This window comes from Corynebacterium efficiens YS-314 (assembly GCF_000011305.1).
Lineage (GTDB): Bacteria > Actinomycetota > Actinomycetes > Mycobacteriales > Mycobacteriaceae > Corynebacterium > Corynebacterium efficiens.
The window spans coordinates 3,019,851-3,042,768 of the sequence record NC_004369.1 but is presented as its reverse complement, the minus strand read 5'-3'; the positions used below and the strand labels follow the sequence as shown (position 1 = coordinate 3,042,768).

16 protein-coding genes and 2 pseudogenes are annotated in these 22,918 nt (G+C 62.9%); 12 read left to right on the top strand and 6 right to left on the bottom strand.

Annotated features, from left to right (window positions below; genetic code table 11):
* Positions 1–61 precede the first annotated feature (61 nt).
* The 6 genes and pseudogenes from CE_RS14090 to CE_RS14060 all read left to right on the top strand — a co-directional run.
* Positions 62–654 (top strand): annotated as a pseudogene (locus CE_RS14090) (IS1380 family transposase); the annotation flags it as partial.
* A 518-nt stretch (positions 655–1,172) separates the two neighbouring features.
* Positions 1,173–5,018, top strand: coding sequence for a GTPase (locus CE_RS14085; protein ID WP_006768789.1), 3,846 nt, complete (start codon positions 1,173–1,175; stop codon positions 5,016–5,018).
* Positions 5,015–6,640: a GTPase domain-containing protein gene (locus tag CE_RS14080; protein WP_006768790.1), complete on the top strand. Its 1,626-nt coding sequence runs from the start codon at positions 5,015–5,017 to the stop codon at positions 6,638–6,640. The genes CE_RS14085 and CE_RS14080 overlap by 4 nt, the downstream gene beginning before the upstream one ends.
* A 486-nt stretch (positions 6,641–7,126) precedes the next feature.
* A pseudogene (locus CE_RS15055) lies at positions 7,127–7,626 on the top strand (IS1380 family transposase); the annotation flags it as partial.
* Between the two features lie 235 nt (positions 7,627–7,861).
* Positions 7,862–8,215, top strand: coding sequence for a non-heme iron oxygenase ferredoxin subunit (locus CE_RS14065; protein ID WP_006768793.1), 354 nt, complete (start codon positions 7,862–7,864; stop codon positions 8,213–8,215).
* 128 nt (positions 8,216–8,343) lie between these two features.
* Positions 8,344–8,679, top strand: a complete 336-nt coding sequence (locus tag CE_RS14060) for a HigA family addiction module antitoxin (protein ID WP_011076112.1) — start codon at positions 8,344–8,346, stop codon at positions 8,677–8,679.
* Between the two features lie 139 nt (positions 8,680–8,818).
* On the opposite strand, the gene CE_RS14055 is transcribed toward CE_RS14060, so the two are convergent.
* The 3 genes from CE_RS14055 to CE_RS14045 form a co-directional block, all read right to left on the bottom strand.
* Entirely contained in the window at positions 8,819–9,241 is a 423-nt protein-coding gene (locus CE_RS14055; RefSeq protein ID WP_006768795.1) for a YbaN family protein, read from the bottom strand.
* 55 nt (positions 9,242–9,296) lie between these two features.
* On the bottom strand, positions 9,297–10,799 hold the full coding sequence (locus CE_RS14050) for an MFS transporter (protein ID WP_006768796.1): 1,503 nt from the start codon (positions 10,797–10,799) through the stop codon (positions 9,297–9,299).
* 100 nt (positions 10,800–10,899) lie between these two features.
* Positions 10,900–12,177 carry an amidohydrolase family protein gene (locus CE_RS14045; protein WP_006768797.1) on the bottom strand — a complete coding sequence of 426 codons (1,278 nt, stop codon included), beginning with the start codon at positions 12,175–12,177 and terminating at the stop codon, positions 10,900–10,902.
* 179 nt (positions 12,178–12,356) lie between these two features.
* Here CE_RS14045 and leuS point away from each other — a divergent pair, with 179 nt between their 5' ends.
* The gene (gene leuS, locus CE_RS14040; RefSeq protein WP_006768798.1) at positions 12,357–15,230 is read left to right on the top strand and encodes a leucine--tRNA ligase; all 2,874 of its coding nucleotides are present in this window, start codon (positions 12,357–12,359) and stop codon (positions 15,228–15,230) included.
* An 83-nt stretch (positions 15,231–15,313) separates the two neighbouring features.
* Here the strand turns inward: leuS and CE_RS14035 are convergent, their stop codons facing one another.
* The gene (locus CE_RS14035) at positions 15,314–15,931 is read right to left on the bottom strand and encodes a malonic semialdehyde reductase (protein WP_006768799.1); all 618 of its coding nucleotides are present in this window, start codon (positions 15,929–15,931) and stop codon (positions 15,314–15,316) included.
* 299 nt (positions 15,932–16,230) lie between these two features.
* On the opposite strand from CE_RS14035, the gene CE_RS14030 reads away from it, so the two are divergent.
* The 3 genes from CE_RS14030 (at position 16,231) to CE_RS14020 (ending at position 18,641) form a co-directional block, all read left to right on the top strand.
* Positions 16,231–16,560: a hypothetical protein gene (locus CE_RS14030; protein ID WP_231295084.1), complete on the top strand. Its 330-nt coding sequence runs from the start codon at positions 16,231–16,233 to the stop codon at positions 16,558–16,560.
* A gap of 162 nt (positions 16,561–16,722) precedes the next feature.
* A complete protein-coding gene (locus CE_RS14025) occupies positions 16,723–17,946 on the top strand; it encodes an NAD(P)/FAD-dependent oxidoreductase (RefSeq protein ID WP_006768801.1) in 1,224 nt (407 codons plus the stop codon).
* 116 nt (positions 17,947–18,062) lie between these two features.
* On the top strand, positions 18,063–18,641 hold the full coding sequence (locus tag CE_RS14020; protein ID WP_231295086.1) for a VanZ family protein: 579 nt from the start codon (positions 18,063–18,065) through the stop codon (positions 18,639–18,641).
* Between the two features lie 44 nt (positions 18,642–18,685).
* On the opposite strand, the gene CE_RS14015 is transcribed toward CE_RS14020, so the two are convergent.
* On the bottom strand, positions 18,686–19,099 hold the full coding sequence (locus CE_RS14015; RefSeq protein WP_143758480.1) for a hypothetical protein: 414 nt from the start codon (positions 19,097–19,099) through the stop codon (positions 18,686–18,688).
* Positions 19,100–19,515: 416 nt separating this feature from the next.
* On the opposite strand from CE_RS14015, the gene CE_RS14010 reads away from it, so the two are divergent.
* Together CE_RS14010 and CE_RS14005 are read left to right on the top strand one after the other, a co-directional pair.
* Entirely contained in the window at positions 19,516–20,052 is a 537-nt protein-coding gene (locus CE_RS14010; RefSeq protein WP_049783660.1) for a VanZ family protein, read from the top strand.
* Positions 20,053–20,165: 113 nt separating this feature from the next.
* Positions 20,166–21,707 carry a gluconokinase gene (locus tag CE_RS14005; RefSeq protein ID WP_011076105.1) on the top strand — a complete coding sequence of 514 codons (1,542 nt, stop codon included), beginning with the start codon at positions 20,166–20,168 and terminating at the stop codon, positions 21,705–21,707.
* A 4-nt stretch (positions 21,708–21,711) separates the two neighbouring features.
* On the opposite strand, the gene CE_RS14000 is transcribed toward CE_RS14005, so the two are convergent.
* Complete coding sequence (locus tag CE_RS14000) at positions 21,712–22,890, bottom strand: NAD(P)-dependent malic enzyme (protein ID WP_006768806.1); 1,179 nt, start codon at positions 22,888–22,890, stop codon at positions 21,712–21,714.
* Positions 22,891–22,918: the final 28 nt, after the last annotated feature.

The following is a 22,918-nucleotide window of genomic DNA, read 5'->3' as shown; positions in this document are numbered from 1 at the left end:
ACTCATTGACTTCCCCGATGGCGACCGGCGTCTGATTCCTGCCGCGGATTCCGGTTATGAATGGGAAACAATGGAGTACACCGACGCACTCTTCGACGAGGACACCGGGCGCTGGATCTCCTCGGCGGAAGGCGCGGAAGTCCCCTTCGTTGCGTTTGCGTCGAAGCCGGAGGCCGATCAGGTTCCCGGACGTCAGGTGGTCCGCCGGATACCAGAGTTGAACAAGAAGAACGTGGACCAGCCGGGCCTGTTTGATCTGCACCGTTTCCATGCGGTGTTCACCACCGCCGACCCCGCACTGCTGGATACTGTGGCTGCGGATAAAACTCACCGCCGGCACGCGATCATTGAACAAGTCAACGCGGATCTGAAGAACAGTGCGTTGGCGCATATGCCTTCCGGTGTGTTCACCGCGTGGCTGGTGCTGGCGGTCATGACGTTCAACCTCACCCGCACGACCGGGGTCATTGCTGCGGGGTCGATGGCCCGGCCCACCACCGCGACGATCCGGCGTCAGGTCATCGCGGTTGCGGCCCGGGTGACGCATCGGTCCCGGCGGCTGGTGCTGCACTTGCCCGAGGACTGGACATGGGAAGCCCGTAGCGGAAACTGTTCGATCACGGTCACTCGCCACCGGCTGTTGTTTCTTCCTGACCATCTGAGCCGAAGTCCTTCGGCCCGAGACGATCTACCAATTCGTGGAACACCCAGACGACGTGATCTGGGGATCACTCCTGCCCGACATCCTTGGTGATGCCCGCCGCCGAGATCAACTGATCACCGAAGGACCATCGGCGGATCCAGGGTAAGACGCGCGTCCTCCCTGATGAGGTTCGCCGAGACAACAGAAACCGGGTGTACCCCGAGGGAGTGAGTCGGTTGCCGCTGCTACGATAGAAGGTGATTTAGTGGGTCCTGGCTGGATGGATCCTGAAGGAGCGCTCCGCAGTCGAATATGGCCCATGCCGGTTCGCGCGAGGAAGGGAGGCGAGAGTGTCACGGCTTACCGATTTGCTGCGGCAGGCGCGCAAGGCGGAACCGCCTCTCGGTGATGACCGGGCAGCGGAGATCATCGCATCCACCAGGTGTTGCAGAGCGTTCGCTGCTGTCGATGGGTCTCTGCAACGCTCTGGGATGCGCCCAGAAACTCGCTCCTGATGCTCGGCTGACAGATGAGTGCGGACGAAGATCTAGAGCGCGAGGGTGCCGGTGAGCACGCGTCAGGGGGTCTCCTTCCAGAAGCAGTCGCTGGGGCGATTCAGGTCGGCCTTGTTGAGTTGGCAAGGCTCGACGCGATCGTGGTCGAAGCGGAAGCACGCTTCGCAACTGCGCGCGATAAGTTGAGTTCTCGTGGGCGATTCGGGATTCGACGTGAGGACGGCTTCTCCAGAGTATTTGAAGGGGTAGTCGCTGATCTTAAGAATGGACTTGTCGAGAGCCGCCGCGTAGCAGACACGTTCAATATCGTCTTTTTCGGGAGAACAGGTGCAGGAAAGAGCACGCTGCTCTCCGCACTGGGTGGACTCAGTGGAGGACTGGTTTCAGATGGCCGCAGTGACTTCACGACCGACGTCCAGCCCCTGGATTGGCAAGGATGCCGCCTCTACGACACGCCCGGTATCAACGGATGGGGCCGCACACGCTCCCGCGCCGAGCTAGAGGAGGCAGCGCGGAAGGCCGTCGAGGTTGCTGACGTTGTCCTACTCTGTTTCGATAGTCAGAGCCAGCAGGCCTCTGAGTTTCGTAAGGTCGCAGATTGGGTCCGCGACTACCGGAAACCTGTGCTCGCTGTCCTAAACGTACGCAATGCCCTGTGGCGTCATCCAGCGAGGGTGGCGTCAATAGCCCAGCGGAAGGGGCTCTCCCGCACAGCCCAGCAGCACGCCGACAACATTGCCAGCGAACTTGAAGCGATCAACCTCACAGGTGTGCCTATCGTTGCTATCCAGTCAAAGCGGGCGCTGTTCGCCCGAGCTACGACGCCTTTCGCTGGCCCTGCCGCCAGAGAACTCGAGGCGGAGCGTTCCAGCTACGGGCAGGAGTATCTCAACCGCTGGTCCAATCTGCCGATGTTGGAGCAGTTGATTGCTTCGTGTATTGCAGAAGGCGCGGCTGACCTACGTCTCGCTGGACTCCGCGAAGGACTTCAAGCGGGTCTTCTGCAATGGGCGGACGAGATTGATAGGACAGTAGCCGAGCAACAGGATCGCGGCATTGCGGTCGAGAGAGTCGTTGCCGACTGGCTGACCGTCCTTGGTTACCCCGACGAGTCCTGGCGCGGCACTCTCCCGAAGGCGAGCGATGGAGGGGACCTTCTTGCCTACTTGGAAGAGGCCAGGGGTGAGCCATTCGGCGCGTCTGTTTCCGGCAGGCTTGAAGGCCATGTGCGTCATCTGTTGGAATCGCACTTATACCCGCTCCGCGTTATGGCACTTCGTACCGCTGAAGAGCTAGTCATTGATGCTTTTGACAACAACGAGAGGGTCGCGGACTCTGAGTTTGCGCGGCGCGTGTACGACGATCCGTCGATTGCGAAGACCATTGCCGAAGTCGCAAGTCAAGCAGGCGACTTCGTCACGGACGCACTGAAGCTGTCTGGGCTTAATGCTCAGATCGACATCGCCGAGATCGACCGGGCTGCGGCAGAAGTGGGCGGAAACACAGGGACCATACGACGTCGCTTGGCGACCGCGCTGAGGGCGAGTGGGGTCCTGGTGGGGTCAGCGAATGTAGTCTTGGCCGCCATTGCGCTCACGAACTTCTGGAACCCAGCTGGCTGGGTTGCAGCAGTGAACCTGTTGAGTTTAGGTGTCGGCAGCGCGGCTCTGAACTTTTTCGCTAAACGCACAAGAATCAGTGCCGAGGAGAAGCGTATCGGGGCGCGCGCAACGGCAGTGGCCAACGCACGTTCAGCAGTTCATGAATACTTCGACAAGTGCGAGACGGAACAACTCCATAAAATCCTCAGCGACGCCAGATCACTCGCCACCCCAGAACTGAAAAAACTGCTGAAAGAATCAATCCATACGCGGCGCGGGTGCAGGATCCTCACCGAGGAAGCCAACTGGCTTCGTGACCAAGCTGACCGGCAGCCTCCGACGGCGTCCCCAGGAGAGGTCATCCGGCGAGCCACTCAGCAGGTGCGCCTGCTAAGTGGCCCCATAACGGAGCCCAGCATGTCCGCATTGCTACTTGGCGAAGACTGGATCGTCGACGAGTCCGAGGACTGTGCACCTATCGTAAAACCAGCAGCAAGTCTAGAGATCCTGCTCCGAACTGCCAGCCAGAAGCGGAGTGCCTTCACGAAGTACCTGACAGAGTCAGTAGGGGACGCTATTCCAGCGGAGGTGGCGGAGTGGATCGACACAGTTCTCTCTTCTCAACATCTCGACCATGGGGGGCGAGCTAACATAGAAGCAGCGCGGGCGCTCATGACCGAGCGCCCTGAGGTCGTCGTGATGGGCGACTACAGTGCTGGCAAGACGAGCCTCATCAAGCGGTTGCTCGCTGAAGCCGGTGCACCAATTCCCCCCGACTTACACGTTGCAGCGGGGCCGGCAACTGGGGCCAGCCGCTCGTACACTTTCGGTCCCATCGAACTTGTCGACGTGCCAGGCTTCCAAAGCGGCCGCACCGAGCACGATGCTCGAGCGATTCGAGCAACACAGAACGCGGCGATGGTCATAGTGGTTCTACACGTCAACCTACTTATCGGTGACACCGCCGGGATCGATAGTCTTCTTCACGGAAACGAGCAGATCGTCGGCAAGGCACGCCGCATCATCTTCGTGATCGGGCGTATCGACGAAGCGGGAGCAGATCCGCACATCTCAGCACGAGACTTCGTCGTGCGTCGGCAGCGGAAAATCGAGGAACTCATCACGATCTTGCGGTCCAAGGGTATCCACGTCGATCCTGCCCAAGTCCTAGCGATTGCAGCAGACCCGAACGGTCTTGTAGGCGATCGCACGCCAGTATCTCGTGAGGACTACCCAAGTGATGCGCGGGACTGGGACGGAGTAGCAACGCTCTCCGAACCTCTCCTCTCGCTTGAGGGCGAGGGACTAACACGGCTCGGTGCGGCGGCCGCACTGGATCGAGCTCGCTCAAGCCTTGCATCTGAGACTCACCGACTGGCTTCGGAGATCGAAGATCTCGCGGCAGCCATGGCTATGGGCGCGCGGATGGAAAGACTTGTCGAGACATCGCTCGCAGAACTGCGGCTCATCCAGCTATCAATCGAAGGACGCACTAGGCAGGTGATCGAGGATCACGCCAACGAGGTCTTGGTCGAAGCCCTCGGCGCTCGCTTCACTGAAATGGAAGCGATGTCGCAGCGTTTGGCGACTTGGTGGGAAGACCCTCGCCTGGATAGCGCGTTGGAGGTTCTGTCCGAGGAGATCGGACGAGACCTAGACGAATGGTCGCGTAGACACGCATCGGAGTACGACCGGGAGCTCAAGCGGTTTGAGCACGAGTCCATCACGCCCCTCAAGAATGACACCAACATACTAGCCGGTGGCGTCCATGCCACTGCAATTGGAGTCAAATACGTCGGTAATGTCGTGCAGGCGTTGGGAAATCGCGACGCAGTATACGCGATCGTCAAAGCGTTTGGAGGGAAGTTCAAGCCCTGGGGTGCCGTGAAACTGGGCGCCAAGGTCGCGAAGGCCGGAGCTGTCCTCGGAGTGGTTGCCGTTAGCTTCGACGTAGTGGATTGGGCCATGGACGCGCGGAAGGAATCGAGGCGAGAAGAGAACCGCAAGACAGCAGCGGAGCACATTCTCTCGACAACTGATACCGTCGTCCGGGAAATTCTCGACGACGAGGACGGGCCAATGGCATACACGCAGGAGCAAGGGATCGCCTTCACCAACTATCTGCATGAGCTCGCTGAACAGCGTGAGCGCCAAAGGCAGGCGAAGATCAGCGCCGAGCATCGCCAAGATAGCATTATGGAGTTACAAGTGGCTGGCGAGAGGTTGGCCGAAACCTCAAGTGAAAGAGTGTCACGATGACGTCGGCATCAGCGGTGGAGTACCAGGCTTGGATTCGCGAAGTCTCCGGGGAGTCGGATTTCTCTCGACTCGCGAGCGAGTGGGGTGACTTTGCTGCGGAGAAGCAATCAGTCCTGACCCTGTTCGGAGCCTTTGATACCGGCAAGAGCTCAATCCTGCGGCGTCTACTCGTGGATGCTGGTCAGCCTCTTCCCGAGTGGTTGACCATCAGCGCTCGCCACGAGACCTTCGCTGAGAACGCAGTCAGGGTCAACGGGTGCCTCATTCGCGACACACCGGGTCTCTCACCGGAAGGATTGGATGCGCGATCGCTGAGTAACTCTGACATCGCACGTTCCGCGCTCGGCCGGACTGACGTTCTCCTCGTGACGTTGAATCCGCAGCTCTCGACGGGTGAGCACACCGAGCTTGTGAACGTGCTCTCACACGGCTGGCCGAAGAGCGACGTGTGGTTCCTCATCTCCCGCGCAGACGAGGGCGGCGTTGATCCCACGCTAGACCCAGAGGAGTTCGAGGCGTGGTCCGCACGGAAGCGTGAGGAGTTGAAGCAGTCGCTGAAGCTCGTCGATTCAGCTCGCATTTTTGTCCTGGTCCCAGACTTCGCAGGGCTTGGGGCTTACGAGTCAAACCCTACGCCAAGTCTATGGGATCCCTACCGAGACTGGGACGGAATGGCTGAACTGACTGCTGCGCTGGATGATCTCGCCGCCCAGGATCTGTCCCCCTACCGACACTCTGCCGAGCTGCGGTTCTGGAGGAAAGCTGTAATCAGTCGTATCGGTGACGTCCAGACCTCACTCGATGACCTACGCGTAGCCTGTGAAGTCGCAGATGTATCCCGTCAACGCCGGGATAGTTTCCTCAACCAAATCGACAGTTTGACCTCGGCAGCAGAGGCCTCGCTCGCGGGTGTAGTTGAGGACGCTATTCAACGCGCTGCGAGCAGGCCAGAGGTTGACGCAGACTCGATTCGGAGTGCCGTCGACCCGGTGCTTGACGAGTGGTGGCAGAGACAACAGGCTGGCTTAGCTCGCATCCGACAGGAAGCGATTCAGGGCCTGGAGCAACAGCGTGAAGGACAGGGATGGGCTCGCTTCGAGTCTGTGTATCTTAAATTCACACAGCCCGAAAGTCTGGACCCAGAGGGGAAGTCCAGTGTTGTTCCGAAGATCGAGGCGCTCAGCAATAAGGTTGCCAGTGCGCTTCACGGGGTTGACCGCGTGCTGAAGTCCGACCAGGCGGTCAAGAGCCCGAAGAAGTCCGCAGACCTCCTTGACGCGACGAAGAAGCAGTCGCTGTCGAAGCTCGCCTTGGCTGCTGGCATCGCTGAAGCCGCCCTCCCCGTCGTATTGGAACTCGCCGCAATGGTCGAGGAGAAGGTGCAAGCCGAACGTGATCGTGCTCTCCAGCGCGATCACCGGGAGAAAGTGCGCGCAGCCGTGTCGAACGTGGTCACTGACGTGGCTTGTGAAGCGATGCGGTCACTGGAGACCGAGATCGACGGCCTGCGTCATGAGGTCATCGCTCAGACGGTTGACGAAGCGGAGGTAGTGCGCCTCAACGAGGCTTCGAGCGAAGCTAGGAGTCTGCTAGAACGAGGCAAGAAGCTCATCTCGCAGTAGGTGGTCCGTACACCTGCCGAGCGTTTTCAGGTGCTCCGATGTCGTTGGGCTCTGTTCAGACTCTATTAATCCTCGCTCAGATCGTCACTGCGTCTTCGCCTACGCAATGCCCCGATGTACGCCGAACTGCCGAGCGAGCGCGGTCACACTGACGCCGTTTGCACCGGCTGCTCGTGTAGCGTCGACTTCCTCCTCTGTGAGCCGTGTTCGAGCTCGACTCCTTGGCTCTGCCACGCACCGACGAGCGGATCCTCGGACTCAGTGTCAGGCTCGTCTGTGCTTCCATACTGCTGATTCCACGCTGAAACAAGCCGGTTGACCCGCTGTCGCCTGTTCCCGTAGTAGTCGATAGGGTCTGCAATGTCACCCGTCTGGTTGCCTGGCGTACCTGGTGCGCAGACCCGATCGGATACTTTGTTGGCTCTTCCGGATTTGGAGTGCGTCGACCTTCCTCTGCAGCTGTCCGGAGTGGATCAGGCGCCTTAAGTCCACGGACACACCAAACAAGGCGCGGGCTTCGGCTACTCCGGGATCTGCGGGCTCAACCTGCTGGCCACGGTGACCACCCCGGATTCCGCTCCGGTGGTCGTGGCGCAGTTCCTGCGGTTCGGCGCGCAGGGTCGGCCGGTTGATCGCCGATGCCATCACCACCAGGCGCCCGCCCACCATGAAGGGCAGGAAAATACTGGTGCGTGCGGATTCCGCGTTCTACGGCCGTCCCGGCATCCACGCAGCATGCACCGCAGGGGTAGACATCTCGGTCACTGTACCGATGACCGGCATCACGAAACGTGCGATTGCCACCATCGCTGATGATGCGCGGACAACCATCCGCTACACCGACGCGATTTGACGAGGAGATCCAGGTCTGGGTGGCCTCGTCGTGGAGTGGAGAGACTCTGTGGCATCCGCACGCTCCTGTCCCGAACGCACGGGCCCTTTCCTGGCTGCAGCTGGTCGGGGAGGAGCGTCTCGTCATCCGCAGGGGAATGGGGTGCGGTACGACGTGCCGGTGGAGAAGTCATCCCTGAGTAGCGGCGGGGCGGTCCGCCGGTACGACGTCGTACGTCGCTCTGTACATCATCGGTACGGCGTACATTATCCCTGTTCGCGGTTAACCAGGCATTATAAGTTTCGACTTTATAAAATATGATAGTTAATTAAATTTCCTATTCTTCCGTTCTGGCCCAGCACCGTGCACGTCCCGTTACCCTGGTTGACATGGACAAGTTCACGATGGAAGAGGCCCTGTCCCACCGGGTCGGCCCCGATTTCCGGATCGCCGACGTGGATCCCACGTCGACCCCCGGGTTCGAACGGGACATCGTGATCTTCCGCGAGGGGGACCGGTTCTATGCCATCGATGATGCCTGCACGCATGTTGGTGCCAGTCATCTGAAGAGCAGGGTTGAGGACGGTGTGGTCGAGTGCTGGCTCCATAAGGGGAAGTTCTGCCTGGAGTCGGGCGAACCCGTCCGTTACCCCGCACGCATCGCGGCGCAGACCCATGCAGTGCAGGTGATCAACGGGGTGGTGACCCTCTTTCCCGGCGTGCACCCCCGCGACGCGTCATAGGGGGCTTTTGGCCCTGCGGGGTATGACGCAGCGCGTTATGATGCAGGACAAAGGCCTAAAGCACCATATTTCCTGAAGGCGAAGCTTGGTGGGCCCGTGTCACTGCGGAGGAAAGGACATCAACCATCATGGGTAAGAATCGTCCGATGAGGCCCGGCCAGATCCTGCTCGAGGAATTCATGGAGCCACTGGGTCTGTCCCAGAATGGCCTCGCCCGCGCGCTCGGCGTTCCCCCTCGCAGGATCAATGAGATCGTCCACGGCAAGCGCGCCATCACAGCCGACACCGCTCTGCGCCTGGCCGCCTATCTTGGCCCTGATCCGCAGTTCTGGATGACTCTACAGACCCACTATGATCTCTCCGTTACCTACCTGGACAACCGTGCGGTCCTGGAGGCGATCATTCCCTTCGACGGTGATGGAGGGACAACCTTACGGTTGAACCCGGTGCTCGAGCAGGAGTGACCAATTCCTGGACGTCATGACAATGAACGCACTGCTCATCCCGGAGTGATCTAATGATTCAATCATGAGAATGTTCCCTGTACTTTGATTGAATCAATTCAATCAATGAGTGAATACCGGCTCCCGGGCCGTGAGGTGATCAGCTGGTGGAGTCCACAACCGGGCGTGCATCATCGTGGAAGCCGTCTCCGGGCTCTGGGGCAGCCTCCGGGCGTGGTTTCAGGCGGATGATGTGGATGCTCACCAGGGTGGCGATGATCGGCAGGATAATCCAGGGGATCGTGGCGCCGATGAGGATGCAGGACACAATGATGCCGAACCAGAGCAACACCAGCGTGCGGACCTTATGGCGCGGTGTCATCGCGTGGTTGTAGTAGTTGGAGATGTACTCCCCGAACACTCGGTGGTTCACCAGGTACCGGTGTAGCCGGTCGGAACTGCGGGCGAAGCTGTAGGCAGCCAGCAGCATGAAGGGCGTGGTGGGGATGACGGGAAGAAAAATGCCCACTGCCCCCAGGGCCAGACTGAGCAGTCCGACGATGAGGAACAGGGGCTTGAGCATGGTTCTGAGTCTAGTTTCAGTGGCAGGTAGACACCAGACCAGGTGAATCTGGTGCTCAGCTGACCACCCGGGCACCCTGCGCGGTGGGTGCCGCATCGGGGGATGTGGCGTCACCACCGGGGAGTCCGTCAAAGTCCGGCCGGGTGGTCTTCCTGCCCGGCAGGAGCAGGAGCGCGGCGGCGAGCGCGAAGAGCGTGAAGGCGAGGTTGATGGCCAGGGCGAGCACCCCGGCGGAGGTGACGGAACCCTCCGACACGGTGGGATCCAGGGCAGCGGTGAACACGGAGGTGGAGATCGCGATGCCGAGGGCGGCACCCAGTGAGGACGACATCTTGAACATCCCCGCCCCGGCCCCCGCGCGGTCGTCGGGCAGGGTGTTCAGGGCGGTGTCCGTGATGGGTGTGGCGAACAGGCCGAGTCCGATTCCGAAGAGGGAGAAACCGAGCAGGGAGATGGCCACGTAGGTTTCCTGGGACACATTGGTGATCATCAGGAGCGTGATGGCCACGGCAACCAGGACGGAGGCGGTGACAACGGCCGCCCGGGGGCCTTTCATCTGCATGAACCGCTCCCCCACCCTGATGAACACCACGACGAAGACCGCGAAACCGATGCTGGTGAGTCCGGAGACGGTGGAGGACACACCCCAGGACATCTGCTGGATCCACATCACCACGGCCACCACGCCGCCGGTGGCGCTCATGAGGAAGTTCACCAGGGTGGCACCACTGAAGGTGCAGTTGATGAAGAGGGTGAGATCCAGAACCGGCCACCGGGACAACCGTTCGATGCGCAGGAATGCGACGAACAGGCCCAGGGACAGGGCCAGCAGGGCCCAGGGGATCCAGGTGCTCCACCCCAGCATCTCACCCTGGGTGATGAACACCTGGAGGGAGATCACCGCCAGTGCGAGGGTGGTGATCCCGGCCCAGTCCAGGCGCAGGCCGATGTGACGTGCCGGGGCAGATTCGGGGATGTGCCGGGTGAGCAGGATGGACACCATCGAGGTGATCGCACCGGCCACGAAGATTCCCCGCCACCCCAGGGGACTGGTGGTGATCAGGCCGGCAACCAGGGCGCAGAAGCCCATTCCTCCCCAGGACCCCATGGACCAGATCGACACGGCGCGTTGGCGCGACCGGCCGAGCCAGTATGTCTTGACCAGGGCGAGGGAGGCGGACATGATGCAGGCGGCTGCCAGTCCCTGGAGGATGCGGCCGAAGATCACCATCTCGGTGGCGAAACCCCCCATCGCGGTCGCAATGAGTACGGACCCGGTGATGTTGAGGAGGTTGCCGAGCATCATGACCCGGACACGGCCGAGAACATCCGCCATCCCGCCGGCGGCCACGATGAAGGTGCCGCAGAACAGTGCTGCCGCCACAAGGGCGATGTTCATTGTCGCAGGGGACATGCCGAGGTCGGTGGCCATCTCGGGGCCGATGTTGAGTGTGGATTGGGCGAAGAGCCAGAAGGTCAGCACGGCGAGCACGATGCCTGCCAGTGCCTTGTCCTCTCCCCTGTAGATGGTGGGGGAAATTGTGGTGGTCATGATCATTCCCTTTTCTATTGAGTGATAGAAACTTGATGGAACGATAATAGAACATAATTCTATTGATCTATAGAATTATGTTCTATCCCACAGTAGGTCGAGGTTATCAGGCGGGATCGTTCCCGGGTGTGCCATCCTCGATGGTCCATGTCGGGGCGCTGGGTTCCCGGCGTAGAACCTCGGTGCCACGGTGGATGCTCAATAGCACTGACGCCTTCGTCTGCACGGCCTCCCGGTCATCGGTGGCATCCAGGACGAGCAGGTTCGCTGCCCGTCCCTCGGCGATGTCGTGATCGGTCATCCCGAGATTCCCCGCCGGGTTGGAGGTGATGAAGTCCAGCGCCGTGGGCAGGTGCTGGGGGGTGAGCATATGGGACACATGCAGTCCGGAGTCCAGGATCCTCAGCAGGTCACCGTCCCCCATCGGGTAGAAGGGATCGCTCATGGAGTCCTGGCAGAAACTGACCGGGATGCCGTATTCGGTGAGGGTCTTCACCGGGGCGACCCCGCGCGGGACCGGACCGCTGAATCCGAGCCCCTGCAGGTGGAGGTTCTCATTGGGGCACACGGCGAAACGGACCTTGGCGGCGGCCAGTTTGGGCATGAGGCGGGCGATGTAGCCGGGCGAGTAGTACGCCATGGCGACCGAATGGGAGACCACCGTCTGCTCCCCCATGCTCCGTTTGGCGGCCTCTGCCGCCATGACCTCCACGAAGCGGGAGTGCGGATCATCGATCTCATCGGTGTGCACGTCAATGGGGGCGGAGTGTTTCTCGGCCAGGTCGAAAAGCCACGCCAGGGAGGCCACGCCCGCCTCGCGGGTCGGTTCCAGATGTGGGATGCCGCCAACCACATCGGCACCGGCGTCCATGGCACGCTCCATGAGCTTGTCACCGCCGGCGAAGGCGTAGATCCCATTCTGGGGGAAGGCGACGATCTGCAGGTCGCACCACGGCCTGATCTCATCGCGGAGTTCGGCGAGTGCCTCGAAACCCGCGAAGGAGGGGTCTGTCACGTCCACGTGGGTCCGGATGAAACCCACGCCGTGTTCGGCCGCCCGGCGTGCCGCGGCGAGTGCTTTCACCTTGATGTCCTCCTTGGTGTGCAGGCCCAGGCGTTTGCGCTCGCCCCAGATCTCGATGGCCTCGAAGAGGGTGCCGGATTCGTTCTCGCGGGGAACGCCCTCGGTGTTGGCGTAGTCCAGGTGGATGTGCGCCTCCACGAACTGTGGGGTGACCAGGCGGCCCGCCGCATCATAATCCCCGGGGCGTGGGGCATGTTCCCGGGTTTCGGGTACGGGCGTGATCCGGGCGATCCGCTCACCCTCGATCTCGATATCCACCAGTGTTGTCTCGCCGCGGAGGCGGGCGTTGAGAATGTGCATGATGTTCCTCTTCTTCCGTTGGTTCCGGGGTCTGCGGGTGCAGGCGCAACCCAACCTTATTCTATAGATCGATAGATATAGGTCGAGGGGACTGCCGCACGGGCTCCCCGCTCCACCCTGCCACAGGAAAAACTGCCCGGAATATCCCGTGTCCGGTCCCTCTACTACACTGTCTAACCATGACGAATCCGAGCGAGGGCACCTCTTCTTCCGCACAGTCACTGGCCTACCGGTACACCCCGGAGCTGGCGAATGCGATTGAGCGTGAGTGGCAGAATTACTGGACCGACAAGGGCACCTTCAACGCGCCGAACCCGGTGGGTGATCTGGCGCCGGAGGACGGTCGTGAGCTTCCCGGGGACAAGCTGTTTGTCCAGGATATGTTCCCCTACCCCTCCGGTGCCGGCCTGCATGTGGGCCACCCGCTGGGGTACATCGCCACGGATGTCTTCGCCCGCTACAACCGCATGCTGGGCAAGAACGTCCTGCACACCCTGGGCTATGACGCCTTCGGCCTGCCGGCGGAGCAGTACGCCATCCAGACCGGTACCCACCCGCGTACCACCACCATGGCCAATATCGAGAACATGAAGCGTCAGCTCGGTGCGCTCGGCCTGGGTCATGACCCGCGTCGCGCCGTCGCCTCCACCGACCCGGAGTTCTACAAGTGGACCCAGTGGATCTTCCTGCAGATCTTCAACTCCTGGTTCGATGAGGAGCAGCAGAAGGCACGCCCGATCTCGGAGCTGATCCCCCTGCTGGAATCCGGCGAGATCCCCACCAGGGACGGTGCTGATTACAACGGGCTGGATCGCGTCGCAAAGCAGAAGGCCATCGACGAGTTCCGCCTGGTCTACCGCTCCAACTCCACGGTGAACTGGTGCCCGGGTCTGGGCACCGTGCTGGCCAATGAGGAGGTCACCGCCGATGGCCGCTCGGAGCGCGGCAACTTCCCGGTGTTCCGCAAGAACCTCTCCCAGTGGATGATGCGCATCACCGCCTACTCCGACCGCCTCATCGATGATCTGGAGCTGCTCGACTGGCCGGAGAAGGTCAAATCCATGCAGCGCAACTGGATCGGCCGTTCCCGCGGTGCGGAGGTCGATTTCACCGCTGAGGGTGAGACCATCACCGTATTCACCACCCGCCCCGACACCCTCTTCGGTGCCACCTACATGGTGCTGGCACCCGAGCATGAGCTTGTCGACGTCCTCGTGTCCCGCGGCACCGGTTCCTATGACGGCGTCGACCCGCGCTGGACCAACGGCCAGGCCACCCCTGCTGAGGCCGTGGCCGCCTACCGCGCCTCCATCGCTGCAAAGTCCGACCTGGAACGCCAGGAGAACAAGGACAAGACCGGTGTGTTCCTCGGTGTGCACGCCACCAACCCGGTCAACGGTGAGCAGATCCCCGTCTTCATCGCCGACTACGTACTCACCGGGTACGGCACCGGCGCCATCATGGCCGTCCCCGCCCACGATGACCGTGACTACGAGTTCGCCACCGTCTTCGGCCTGCCGATCGTCGAGGTCGTCGCTGGCGGCAACATCGCCGAGGCCGCCTACACCGCCTCCGGTGAGTCCATCAACTCCGCCAATGACCAGGGCTTAGACATCAACGGCCTGGCCATGGTCGATGCGGTGGCACGCACCATCGAATGGCTGGAGGAGAAGCAGCTCGGTCGTGGCACCATCCAGTACAAGCTGCGTGACTGGCTGTTCGCCCGCCAGCGCTACTGGGGCGAGCCCTTCCCGGTGGTCTACGACGAGGACGGTGTGGCCTACGCCCTGCCCGAGTCGATGCTGCCCGTTGAGCTGCCCGAGGTCGAGGACTACAAGCCGGTCTCCTTCGACCCGGAGGACGCCGATTCCGAGCCCTCCCCGCCCCTGGCCAAGGCCCGCGAGTGGGTGGAGGTGGAACTCGACCTCGGTGACGGTGTAAAGAAGTACACCCGCGACACCAACGTCATGCCGCAGTGGGCCGGGTCCTCCTGGTACCAGCTGCGTTATATCGACCCCACCAATGATGACCAGTTCTGCAACCTGGAGAACGAGGCCTACTGGACCGGCCCCCGCCCGGATGTCCATGGCCCCAACGATCCCGGTGGCGTGGACCTCTATGTCGGTGGCGTCGAGCACGCCGTCCTGCACCTGCTGTACTCCCGTTTCTGGCACAAGGTCCTCTACGACCTGGGGTATGTCACCTCGAAGGAGCCCTACCGCCGCCTGTACAACCAGGGATACATCCAGGCCTTCGCCTACACCGACTCCCGTGGCGTGTACGTCCCGGCCGAGGAGGTCGAGGAGAAGGACGGCAAGTTCTTCTACCAGGGTGAGGAGGTCACCCAGGAGTACGGCAAGATGGGCAAGTCCCTGAAGAACGCCGTCGCACCGGATGACATCTGCAACAACTACGGCGCGGACACCCTGCGCGTGTACGAGATGTCCATGGGCCCACTCGACACCTCCCGCCCCTGGGCGACCAAGGACGTGGTGGGTGCGCAGCGCTTCCTGCAGCGTCTGTGGCGCCTGATCGTGGATGAGAACACCGGCGAGGTGCTCACCCGCGACGAGGCACTGACCGATGAGGACAACAAGCATCTGCACCGCACCATCGCCGGTGTGCGCGATGATTACGCCAACCTGCGCGTGAACACCGTGGTGGCCAAGCTCATCGAGTACGTCAACTACCTCACCAAGACCTACCCCGACACCATCCCGACCGGTGCCGTCCTGCCGCTGGTGGTCATGGTCTCCCCCGTCGCCCCGCACATCGCGGAGGAGCTGTGGAAGAAACTCGGCCACACCGACACCGTCACCTACGAGCCCTTCCCCACCTTCGAGGAGAAGTGGCTCACCGACGATGAGGTCGAACTGCCGGTCCAGATCAACGGCAAGGTGCGCAGCCGCATCACCGTCGCCGCCGACGCCTCCCAGGAGCAGATCATCGAGGTCGCGCTTGCCGACGAGAAGATCGCCCTCCAGATCGAAGGCAAGAACCTGATCAAGCAGATCGTCATCCCGGGCCGCATGGTCAACCTCGTGGTGAAATAACCCGGTTCACCACTGGACAGCACGACACCCCTGCTCCCTCAATGAGGGGCAGGGGTGTTGCGTTGTCCTATGGGGAAGTGAGACTAGAGGGTCTCCACGACCTCTTCGAAGGTCAGACGTGGAAGACGGTCGTACCAGGCGTTCTCGGCAGGCTTACCCATGTTGATGGCCACCATGACGCGGTGCTTGCCGTCGGGGAAGAACTCCTTGGAGATGGCGTCAGCGTCGAAACCGGTCATCGGGCCTGCGGCCAGGCCGGCTGCACGGATGCCGATGATGGCGTACCCGATCTGCAGGCCGGTGTTCAGCTTGGCGGCCTCTGCACGCATCTGGTCGTCGGAGGCGAACATGTCGCGGGCACCCTCGAAGTGCGGGAAGAGCTGCGGCATCTCCTCGTGGAAGTCGAGGTCGGCTGCCAGCAGGGCGACGGCCGGTGCCTTGGCGGTCTTCTCGCGGTTGCCCTCGGCCATGTGGGGCAGCAGGCGTGCCTTGGCCTCCTCGGAGCGGATGACCACCACGCGCAGTGGCTGGTTGTTCATGGAGGTCGGGGCCCACTTGACCAGGTCGAAGATGGCGTTGATCTGCTCGTCGGTCACCGGCTCATCGGTGAAGGCGTTGGCGGTGCGTGCCTCGCGGAAGAGGATGTTCTGGGCCTCCTCGTGGATGACGAGGGCGTCCTTGAGATTCTGGGTTTCAGTCATAGTCAGTTCAACTTTCGTCTGCGGGGGAAAAATCCCGATTTCACAGTGATGCTTGACACAGCAAGTTTCTTCCCAGCCTGGTGCCGGTCCGAGGCCATGGCCTGGCTCGAAATTTTATTGTCATATCAACAAAGTGTCAAACGGTGGGGCGGACGCCGGGAAGGTGCCCCCTAAAGGGCTTCACATCTCCGATATTCTGGGTTTCATGAAAGTAAGCTACGCTTTTCCTGATCCAGGGTGTTAGTATTGCCCGCGTATCACACATGATTCCAATGATTGACCAAAAGGACTTTTTACTCATGCGCAAGATCCGCACCTCCGCTGTTGCTCTCCTCGCCGCCGGCGCCCTCGCACTGTCCGCCACCCCGGCAGTTGCCCAGTCCTCCGCCACCTCCTCCGGCTCCTCCGCCTCCGCTGAGGTTGGAAACGCCCTGGACGCCACCGAGTACGAGCGCAACATCTTCGGCTCCTCCAAGGACTTCGACAACGTCTCCCCATTCGGTCAGGCATGGTACTTCTACACCCTCGCCGCCACCGCCACCGCTGTCGCCGGCGTTGTGTACGCAAACCTCGAGAACATCGAGAACGCTGCAGCCGCCGCAGGCATCCAGCTCCAGCTCCCCCGCTAGTCGGGCACCCCGCGCCTTGTCGCGCGGAACCACCACCCGGCGCGCGACACCCCACGGTGCCCGCGTGCCGGGTGTTGCTGTTCCCACCGTGCTTATCGACGCCCCACTCCCCCGCCCCCACTCCTTGGATATGGTGGGTGTCACACTTTTAAGGAGGGATTGATGAGCAGGGTCATTGTCATCGGTGCGGGCATGGTGGGACTGGCCACCGCCTGGCACCTGCAGGAACGTGGATACGAGGTGACCGTCCTCGACAGGGAGGGCGTGGCGGCGGGCTCCTCCTGGGGTAATGCGGGATGGCTGACACCAGCCAAGACCCTTCCCCTGGCAGACCCGGTGCTGTGGAAATACGGGCCACGCACCCTGTTCGATCCGGACTCCCCGCTGCATATGCCGTTCCGGGTGGATCCGAAGCTCTGGCTCTTCCTCGCCCGCTTCATGGCCAATGCCACCACCAACCGGTGGGATGATGCCCTCAGGGCCCTCACCCCGATCAGCATGGTCGCCCTCGAGGCCTTCGATGAGCTGGGCCAGGGTGGGGTGGACGGGTTGACCTACAAGAAGCCGTTCATCATCGGTTTTGAAAACGAGGACCAGTCCGCAGGCTTCCTCCGGGAGGTGGAGGCTGTGCGCAGGCACGGCCAGGACGTGGAGATGACGCGTCTGGACAACCCACAGGATTTTGCCCCCATGCTCAATGACCAGGTGCCCGTCGCCTACAGCATGGAGGGCCAGCGCTTCATCGAACCGGGCCCCTACATGGAGTCGCTGGCGCGGTCGGTGGAACAGCGCGGCGGGGAGATCCGCACCGGTGTGGAGGTCACCCGCGTGGCGGCCGGGGACCGTCCGGCGGTGTTGTTCCGGGATGGGTCGAGGCACGAGGCCGACAAGGTGGTCATCGCCACCGGTGCGTGGCTGCCGGCGCTCGCCCGGGACTACGGGGTGAAGACAATCGTCCAGGCCGGTCGTGGTTACTCCTTCTCGGTGGCCACCGAGCACCCCGCGGAACATTCCCTGTACCTGCCCCACCACCGCATGGCCTGCACCCCCTACCAGGGCCGTTTCCGTATCGCCGGCACCATGGAGTTCCGTGGCCCGGATGAACCGCTGGATCCGCACCGCATCCAGGCGATCGTCAACCAGGCCAGCCGCCTCATGCGGGGCATCGACTTCGATGACCGCCGGGATGAATGGGTGGGCTCGAGGCCGGTGAGCACCGATGGCAAACCCCTGGTCGGTCAGACCAACGCCCGCGATATCTACGTCGCCGGCGGTCATGGCATGTGGGGTATTGTGCTGGGGCCCGCCACGGGTAAATATCTCGCCGAGTTGATGGACACCGGTATCACCCACCCGGTGATCGCCCCGTTCGACCCGCTGCGGTAGGTGGCTGGGTGGGGCGTCGACAAGCATGCTGTGCAAGGTAACGTCACGCAACCCGCCACTGAATCTCCGGCATCGTGACAGTCGGTGCACAGGAGGGGTGCCTAATGTGGTTTCGCATGACTTCACTCAAGACCCGTGAGCCCGACGCCGTCGGGAACCTGACGAGCCAGGGTGACCGCGCACGCCGACGGCCCCTGTCACCGGTGGTTCCCGTGGCCTTCGGGATCTACGCCGTGCTGCTGATGGTGCTGACCCTGTTGAAGAACAGGCTCTCTTTCGGTGGCCTGTGGGACACCGCCGCCCACGACCAGCGCTCGCTGGATCTGGTGCTGTTCAACGGCTTCCAGGACCCGCCGATCTGGTGGGGTCCCTGGGTGAACACCTTCGGCAATATCGCCCTCTTCCTCCCCCTGGGCTTCTTCCTGTACGTCATCCTGCGCGCCCGGGGCACCCGCTTCCCGTGGGTGGAGGTGGTGGTGTTCTCCGCGGTGACCAGCCTGGCCATCGAATGCCTCCAGTGGGTCTTCGCCGTCGGCTACAGCGACGTGGATGACCTCCTGTTCAACACCATCGGTGGTGCCATCGGCGCCTCCCTCGCCGTGTGGACTCCCCGGAAGGCGGTGCCCTGGGCATCACTGGCACTCACCGCAGGTTTCCTGGCTGTGCTCGGGGTGATGGTGGCAACGAACCCGTGACCCCACCCCGGCCGGGTGAATGCGAACGACACCGCAGGAAACATCTAGTTTCCTGCGGTGTCGTCATTATTGCGGGTGGTCTCGTCATCACCCCGGTGTTGGGTCGAATCCGCAGACATCCGGAGATACCTGCTGTAGATCTGGATGGCCAGCGAAACACCCCACAACAGCGCCATCCCGATGAGATAGACCAGCACGATCTCCAACTCATCCCGGATCCAGGCGGTGTCCACGGCCCCGGCCACCCCTGCGGTATCCCCACTGGTCCCCGGCAGTTGTTCCAGGACTTCGAAGATGCCGTTGACCGCCCCGGCGAAACACAGCAGACCACCCACCACCACCAGGGGTTGGATGATGAAGATGAGCACCTTGGTCAGCGTGGAACCCTCGGGGTGACCGGAACCGCGGGAGTCACCGGTGCTGCTGGCACCGGGATGATCCGTGTAGTCCGTGGACATCATTCTCCTGGGTGGGACATGGGGGAGGCTTCTAGGGAGAAACTCTACGCGCAAATGCCCCCGCGGGCTCTGATGTGGATCTTTAAATGCGGGCACGGAAAAGCTCTCCACCGACCCGGCCCGTAGGCCCGCCAGCAGATATCCCCGAACCCCTGAGCCACACCCTGTTGTCCATCCCGACGCGCCCCGCGGGGAGCAGCTGCCACCGGAACTCCCGGTGGGACCGGGAATTGTCCATTACCATCCGCGGAATGGGAGAAACACAGAAGAACTCATCCACCGCGGCTGGCGCGACGCCGGATGGCGGCCCAGGAACCGGGTCGGGACCCCGTTCACGCCCCCGCCTACGCACCCGCACACGACGCCGGCCACCGCAGGCTCTCGTGCTGCTGGCTCTGCTGGTCTACTCGGCGGTGATGGTGTCCCTGACCATGCTCAAGGCATTCTTCGTCATCGGGTTGCTGTGGCGCACCGAGGCGCACCGCAACCGTTCCCTGGAGCTGGTGCCCTTCAATGAGTACGCGGAGACGGGCACCTGGTTCGCGCCGTTGTTCGGCTACGGGGGCAACTTCGCCTTCTTCGTGCCCTTCGGGGTGTTGCTCTATGTGCTGCTGCGTAACTCCCGACGCACTCCCCGGCGCAGGAACACGGTGGTCAGGGTGGTGGTGGCCGGGGCGCTGTTCAGTCTCGCCATCGAGATCTGCCAGTATGTGTTCGCCCTCGGTTATAGCGATATCGATGATCTCATCTTCAACACCCTGGGGGCGTTGACGGGTGCGGTGATCGCGAAACTCGCCGGTCCCCGTTTCCATCTGGTGTGGGTGTGGCTGGCGTTGGTGCTCGGGGTGGTGTTCGCCGTGCTGGTGGCTGCAGGTCCGCGTCTGGGGGATCCGGAGAAGGTAGTGGATATCTACGGGATATCCTGGGAGGAGCACACGGTGTCGGCGATCTGACATGCTTGATATTCCTGACACTCCCGACACCCACGATCCGGATGCTGTGATCCCCCAACCTGCGGGGTCACGCGCCGGGTCACCCACCCCTCAGGATCAGAAGAAGGTGCGCCATGGGAAGCAAATCCGCCAAACCCACCAAACCCGCCAGCCCCAGCATCCCCACCATGTCGATTCCACTGTCGGAGGCCACCGGCCCCTGTGTGGTGGGCCTGGACATCGGGTCGACCGCCTCACGCGGTGGCCTCTATGACAGCAGCGGTCGGCCCATCAAGGGATCCAAGCAGCGCGTGCCCCACATGTTCACCACCGGGGAGGAGGGTGCGTCCACCATCGACGCCGACCAGGTGGTGGATGAGGTCCGCGAGGTGATCGGCCACCTGCTGGCGTTTGCGGAAGCCAAGAACCTCACCGACCAAATCGGGGGTGTGATCCTGGATTCCTTCGCCTCCTCGCTCGTCCTCGTCGATGAGCACGACAACGCCGTCACCCCGTGTATCACCTACGCCGACAGCCGGTGTGCACCTTTCGTGGACCGGTTGCGCCAGCAGATCGATGAGGCCGACTACCACCAGCGCACCGGCGTGCGCCTGCACACCTCCTACCACCCCGCGCGTCTGCTGTGGCTGAAGGAGGAGCACCCGCAGCTGTTCGCCCGGGCCCACAGCGTGATGACGATCGGTGAGTACGTCTATCTCAAGCTCGCCTGCATCCGGGGTATCTCCACCTCGATGGCGGCGTGGAGCGGCATCCTCAACGTCCACACCGGGCATCTGGATCAGCCCATTTTCGAGCACATCGGTGTGTCCCCGGATCTCATCTCACCGGTGTTCGATCCGGATCAGCCCGCCACCCCGGTCAGGCTCATCGCGGAGGAACATGCGGCGCTGGCCCATGTGCCGTGGTTCCATGCCATCTCCGATGGCTGGTCCTCCAATGTCGGTCCCGGCGCGGTGGATGCCCGTACCGTCGCCGTGGCCGCCGCGACCTCCGGGGCGATGCGGGTGATCCTCCCGCAGGTGCCTGACCACATCCCGCCTGGACTGTGGTGCTACCGCCTGTCCGACACGCAGTGCATCGTCGGCGGTGCCCTCAATGATGTCGGTCGTGCCGTCGGATGGTTGGAGCGTACCGTCGCGCCGGTGGAGAACCTGCCGGAGGTGCTGGGTGGGCCACCGCTGGAGGCGACCCCGTCGGTGTTGCCGTTCTTCTCCGGGGAGCGCTCCACGGGGTGGGCCAGTGACGCCACCGCGGTGTTCACCAACGTCACCGACCAGACCGGGCCGGAGCAGATGTGGCGTGGGGTGTTCGAGGCGCTGGCCTTGTCGTATCAGCGGGCGTGGGCGGAGATGACCGGTGCCGGGGCGGCACCCGAGCGGGTCATCGCCTCAGGTCGGGTCACCACCGATCACCCCACCTGGTTGCAGCTGCTTTGCGACGCCCTGGACACCCCCGTCATCCCGCTGGAGATGAAACGCGCCACCCTGCGGGGCACCGCCCTGATCGCCCTGGAGGTCATCGACCCCGGTGGCACCCGTGCGACTCCCCCGCTGGGTGAACCGCTGGAACCCCGGTACCCGGAGCACTATGTGGCCGCGCGCCGGACGTTCGATGAGCTCTACGCCACCCTCATCGGCGAGGACACGCCCAGGTAGGCGGTCAGGCCCCCTCTGCCTCCGCGGCGGCCTGCACCGCCGCGCTGACCGCGGGGGCCACCCGGGGATCCAGCGGCGAGGGCACCACATGGCCCACGTCGAGGGTCTCGGCGGCGATATCTGCAATGGCCTGCGAGGCCGCCAGTTTCATCCCCGGGGTGATCGACCGCGCCCGGGCGGCGAGCGCCCCGTGGAAGATACCCGGGAAGGCCAGCACATTGTTGATCTGGTTCGGCAGGTCACTGCGCCCGGTGGCCACGATCGCCCCGTACCGGCCGGCCAGCTCCGGGTCGATCTCCGGTGAGGGGTTGGCCAGGCTGAACAGGATGGGCTGGTCCGCCATGAGCTGCAGCGCCTCCTCGGCGACGTGACCGCCGGAGACACCGATATACACATCCGCCCCGGTCAGGGCTTCGGCCATCCCGCCGGTGACACCACGGGGATTGGTGGTGGCCGCCAGGGCCTGCTTGACCGGGTTGAGGTCCTCCCGCCCGGCGTGGATGATACCCCGGGAATCCAGCACGACGACGTCCCGGGCACCCGCACCACGGAGCATCTCCACCGCGGCCACACCCGCGGCCCCCGCCCCGGAGACCACGATCCTGGCCTCCCCGATCTGACGATCCAGCAGCCGCAGGGCGTTGCGCAGGGCTGCCAGGATCACCACCGCGGTGCCGTGCTGATCATCGTGCATCACGGGGATGTCCAGGCGTTCGATGAGCTGGCGTTCCACCTCGAAACAGCGCGGTGCGGAGATGTCCTCCAGGTTGATGGCACCGAAGGACGGCGCCATGGCGGCGATGGTGTCCACCAGTTCATCCACACCGTGGACATCCAGGACGATCGGGATGGCATTGAGCCCGGCGAATGAACTGAACAGCTGGGCCTTGCCCTCCATGACGGGCAGGGCCGCCTCGGGGCCGATATCACCCAGGCCCAACACCGCGGTGCCGTCGGAGATGATCGCCACGGTCCGGCCCCGCCCGGTGTGGGTGCGCGCCACCGCCGGATCGGCGGCGATCGCCTCGCACACGGTTGCCACACCGGGGGTGTAGGCCAGGGACAGATCATGCATGTCCGCCAGTGGACGTGCGGAGGTGATGGACAGTTTGCCGCCCTCATGGGCCGCGAAGATCTCCTCACGGTTGAGCTGGAGGGGGTTGCCTGGGGTGCTGGGGGTCATGGGGTTCACCTGTGTGGGAGGGACGGGA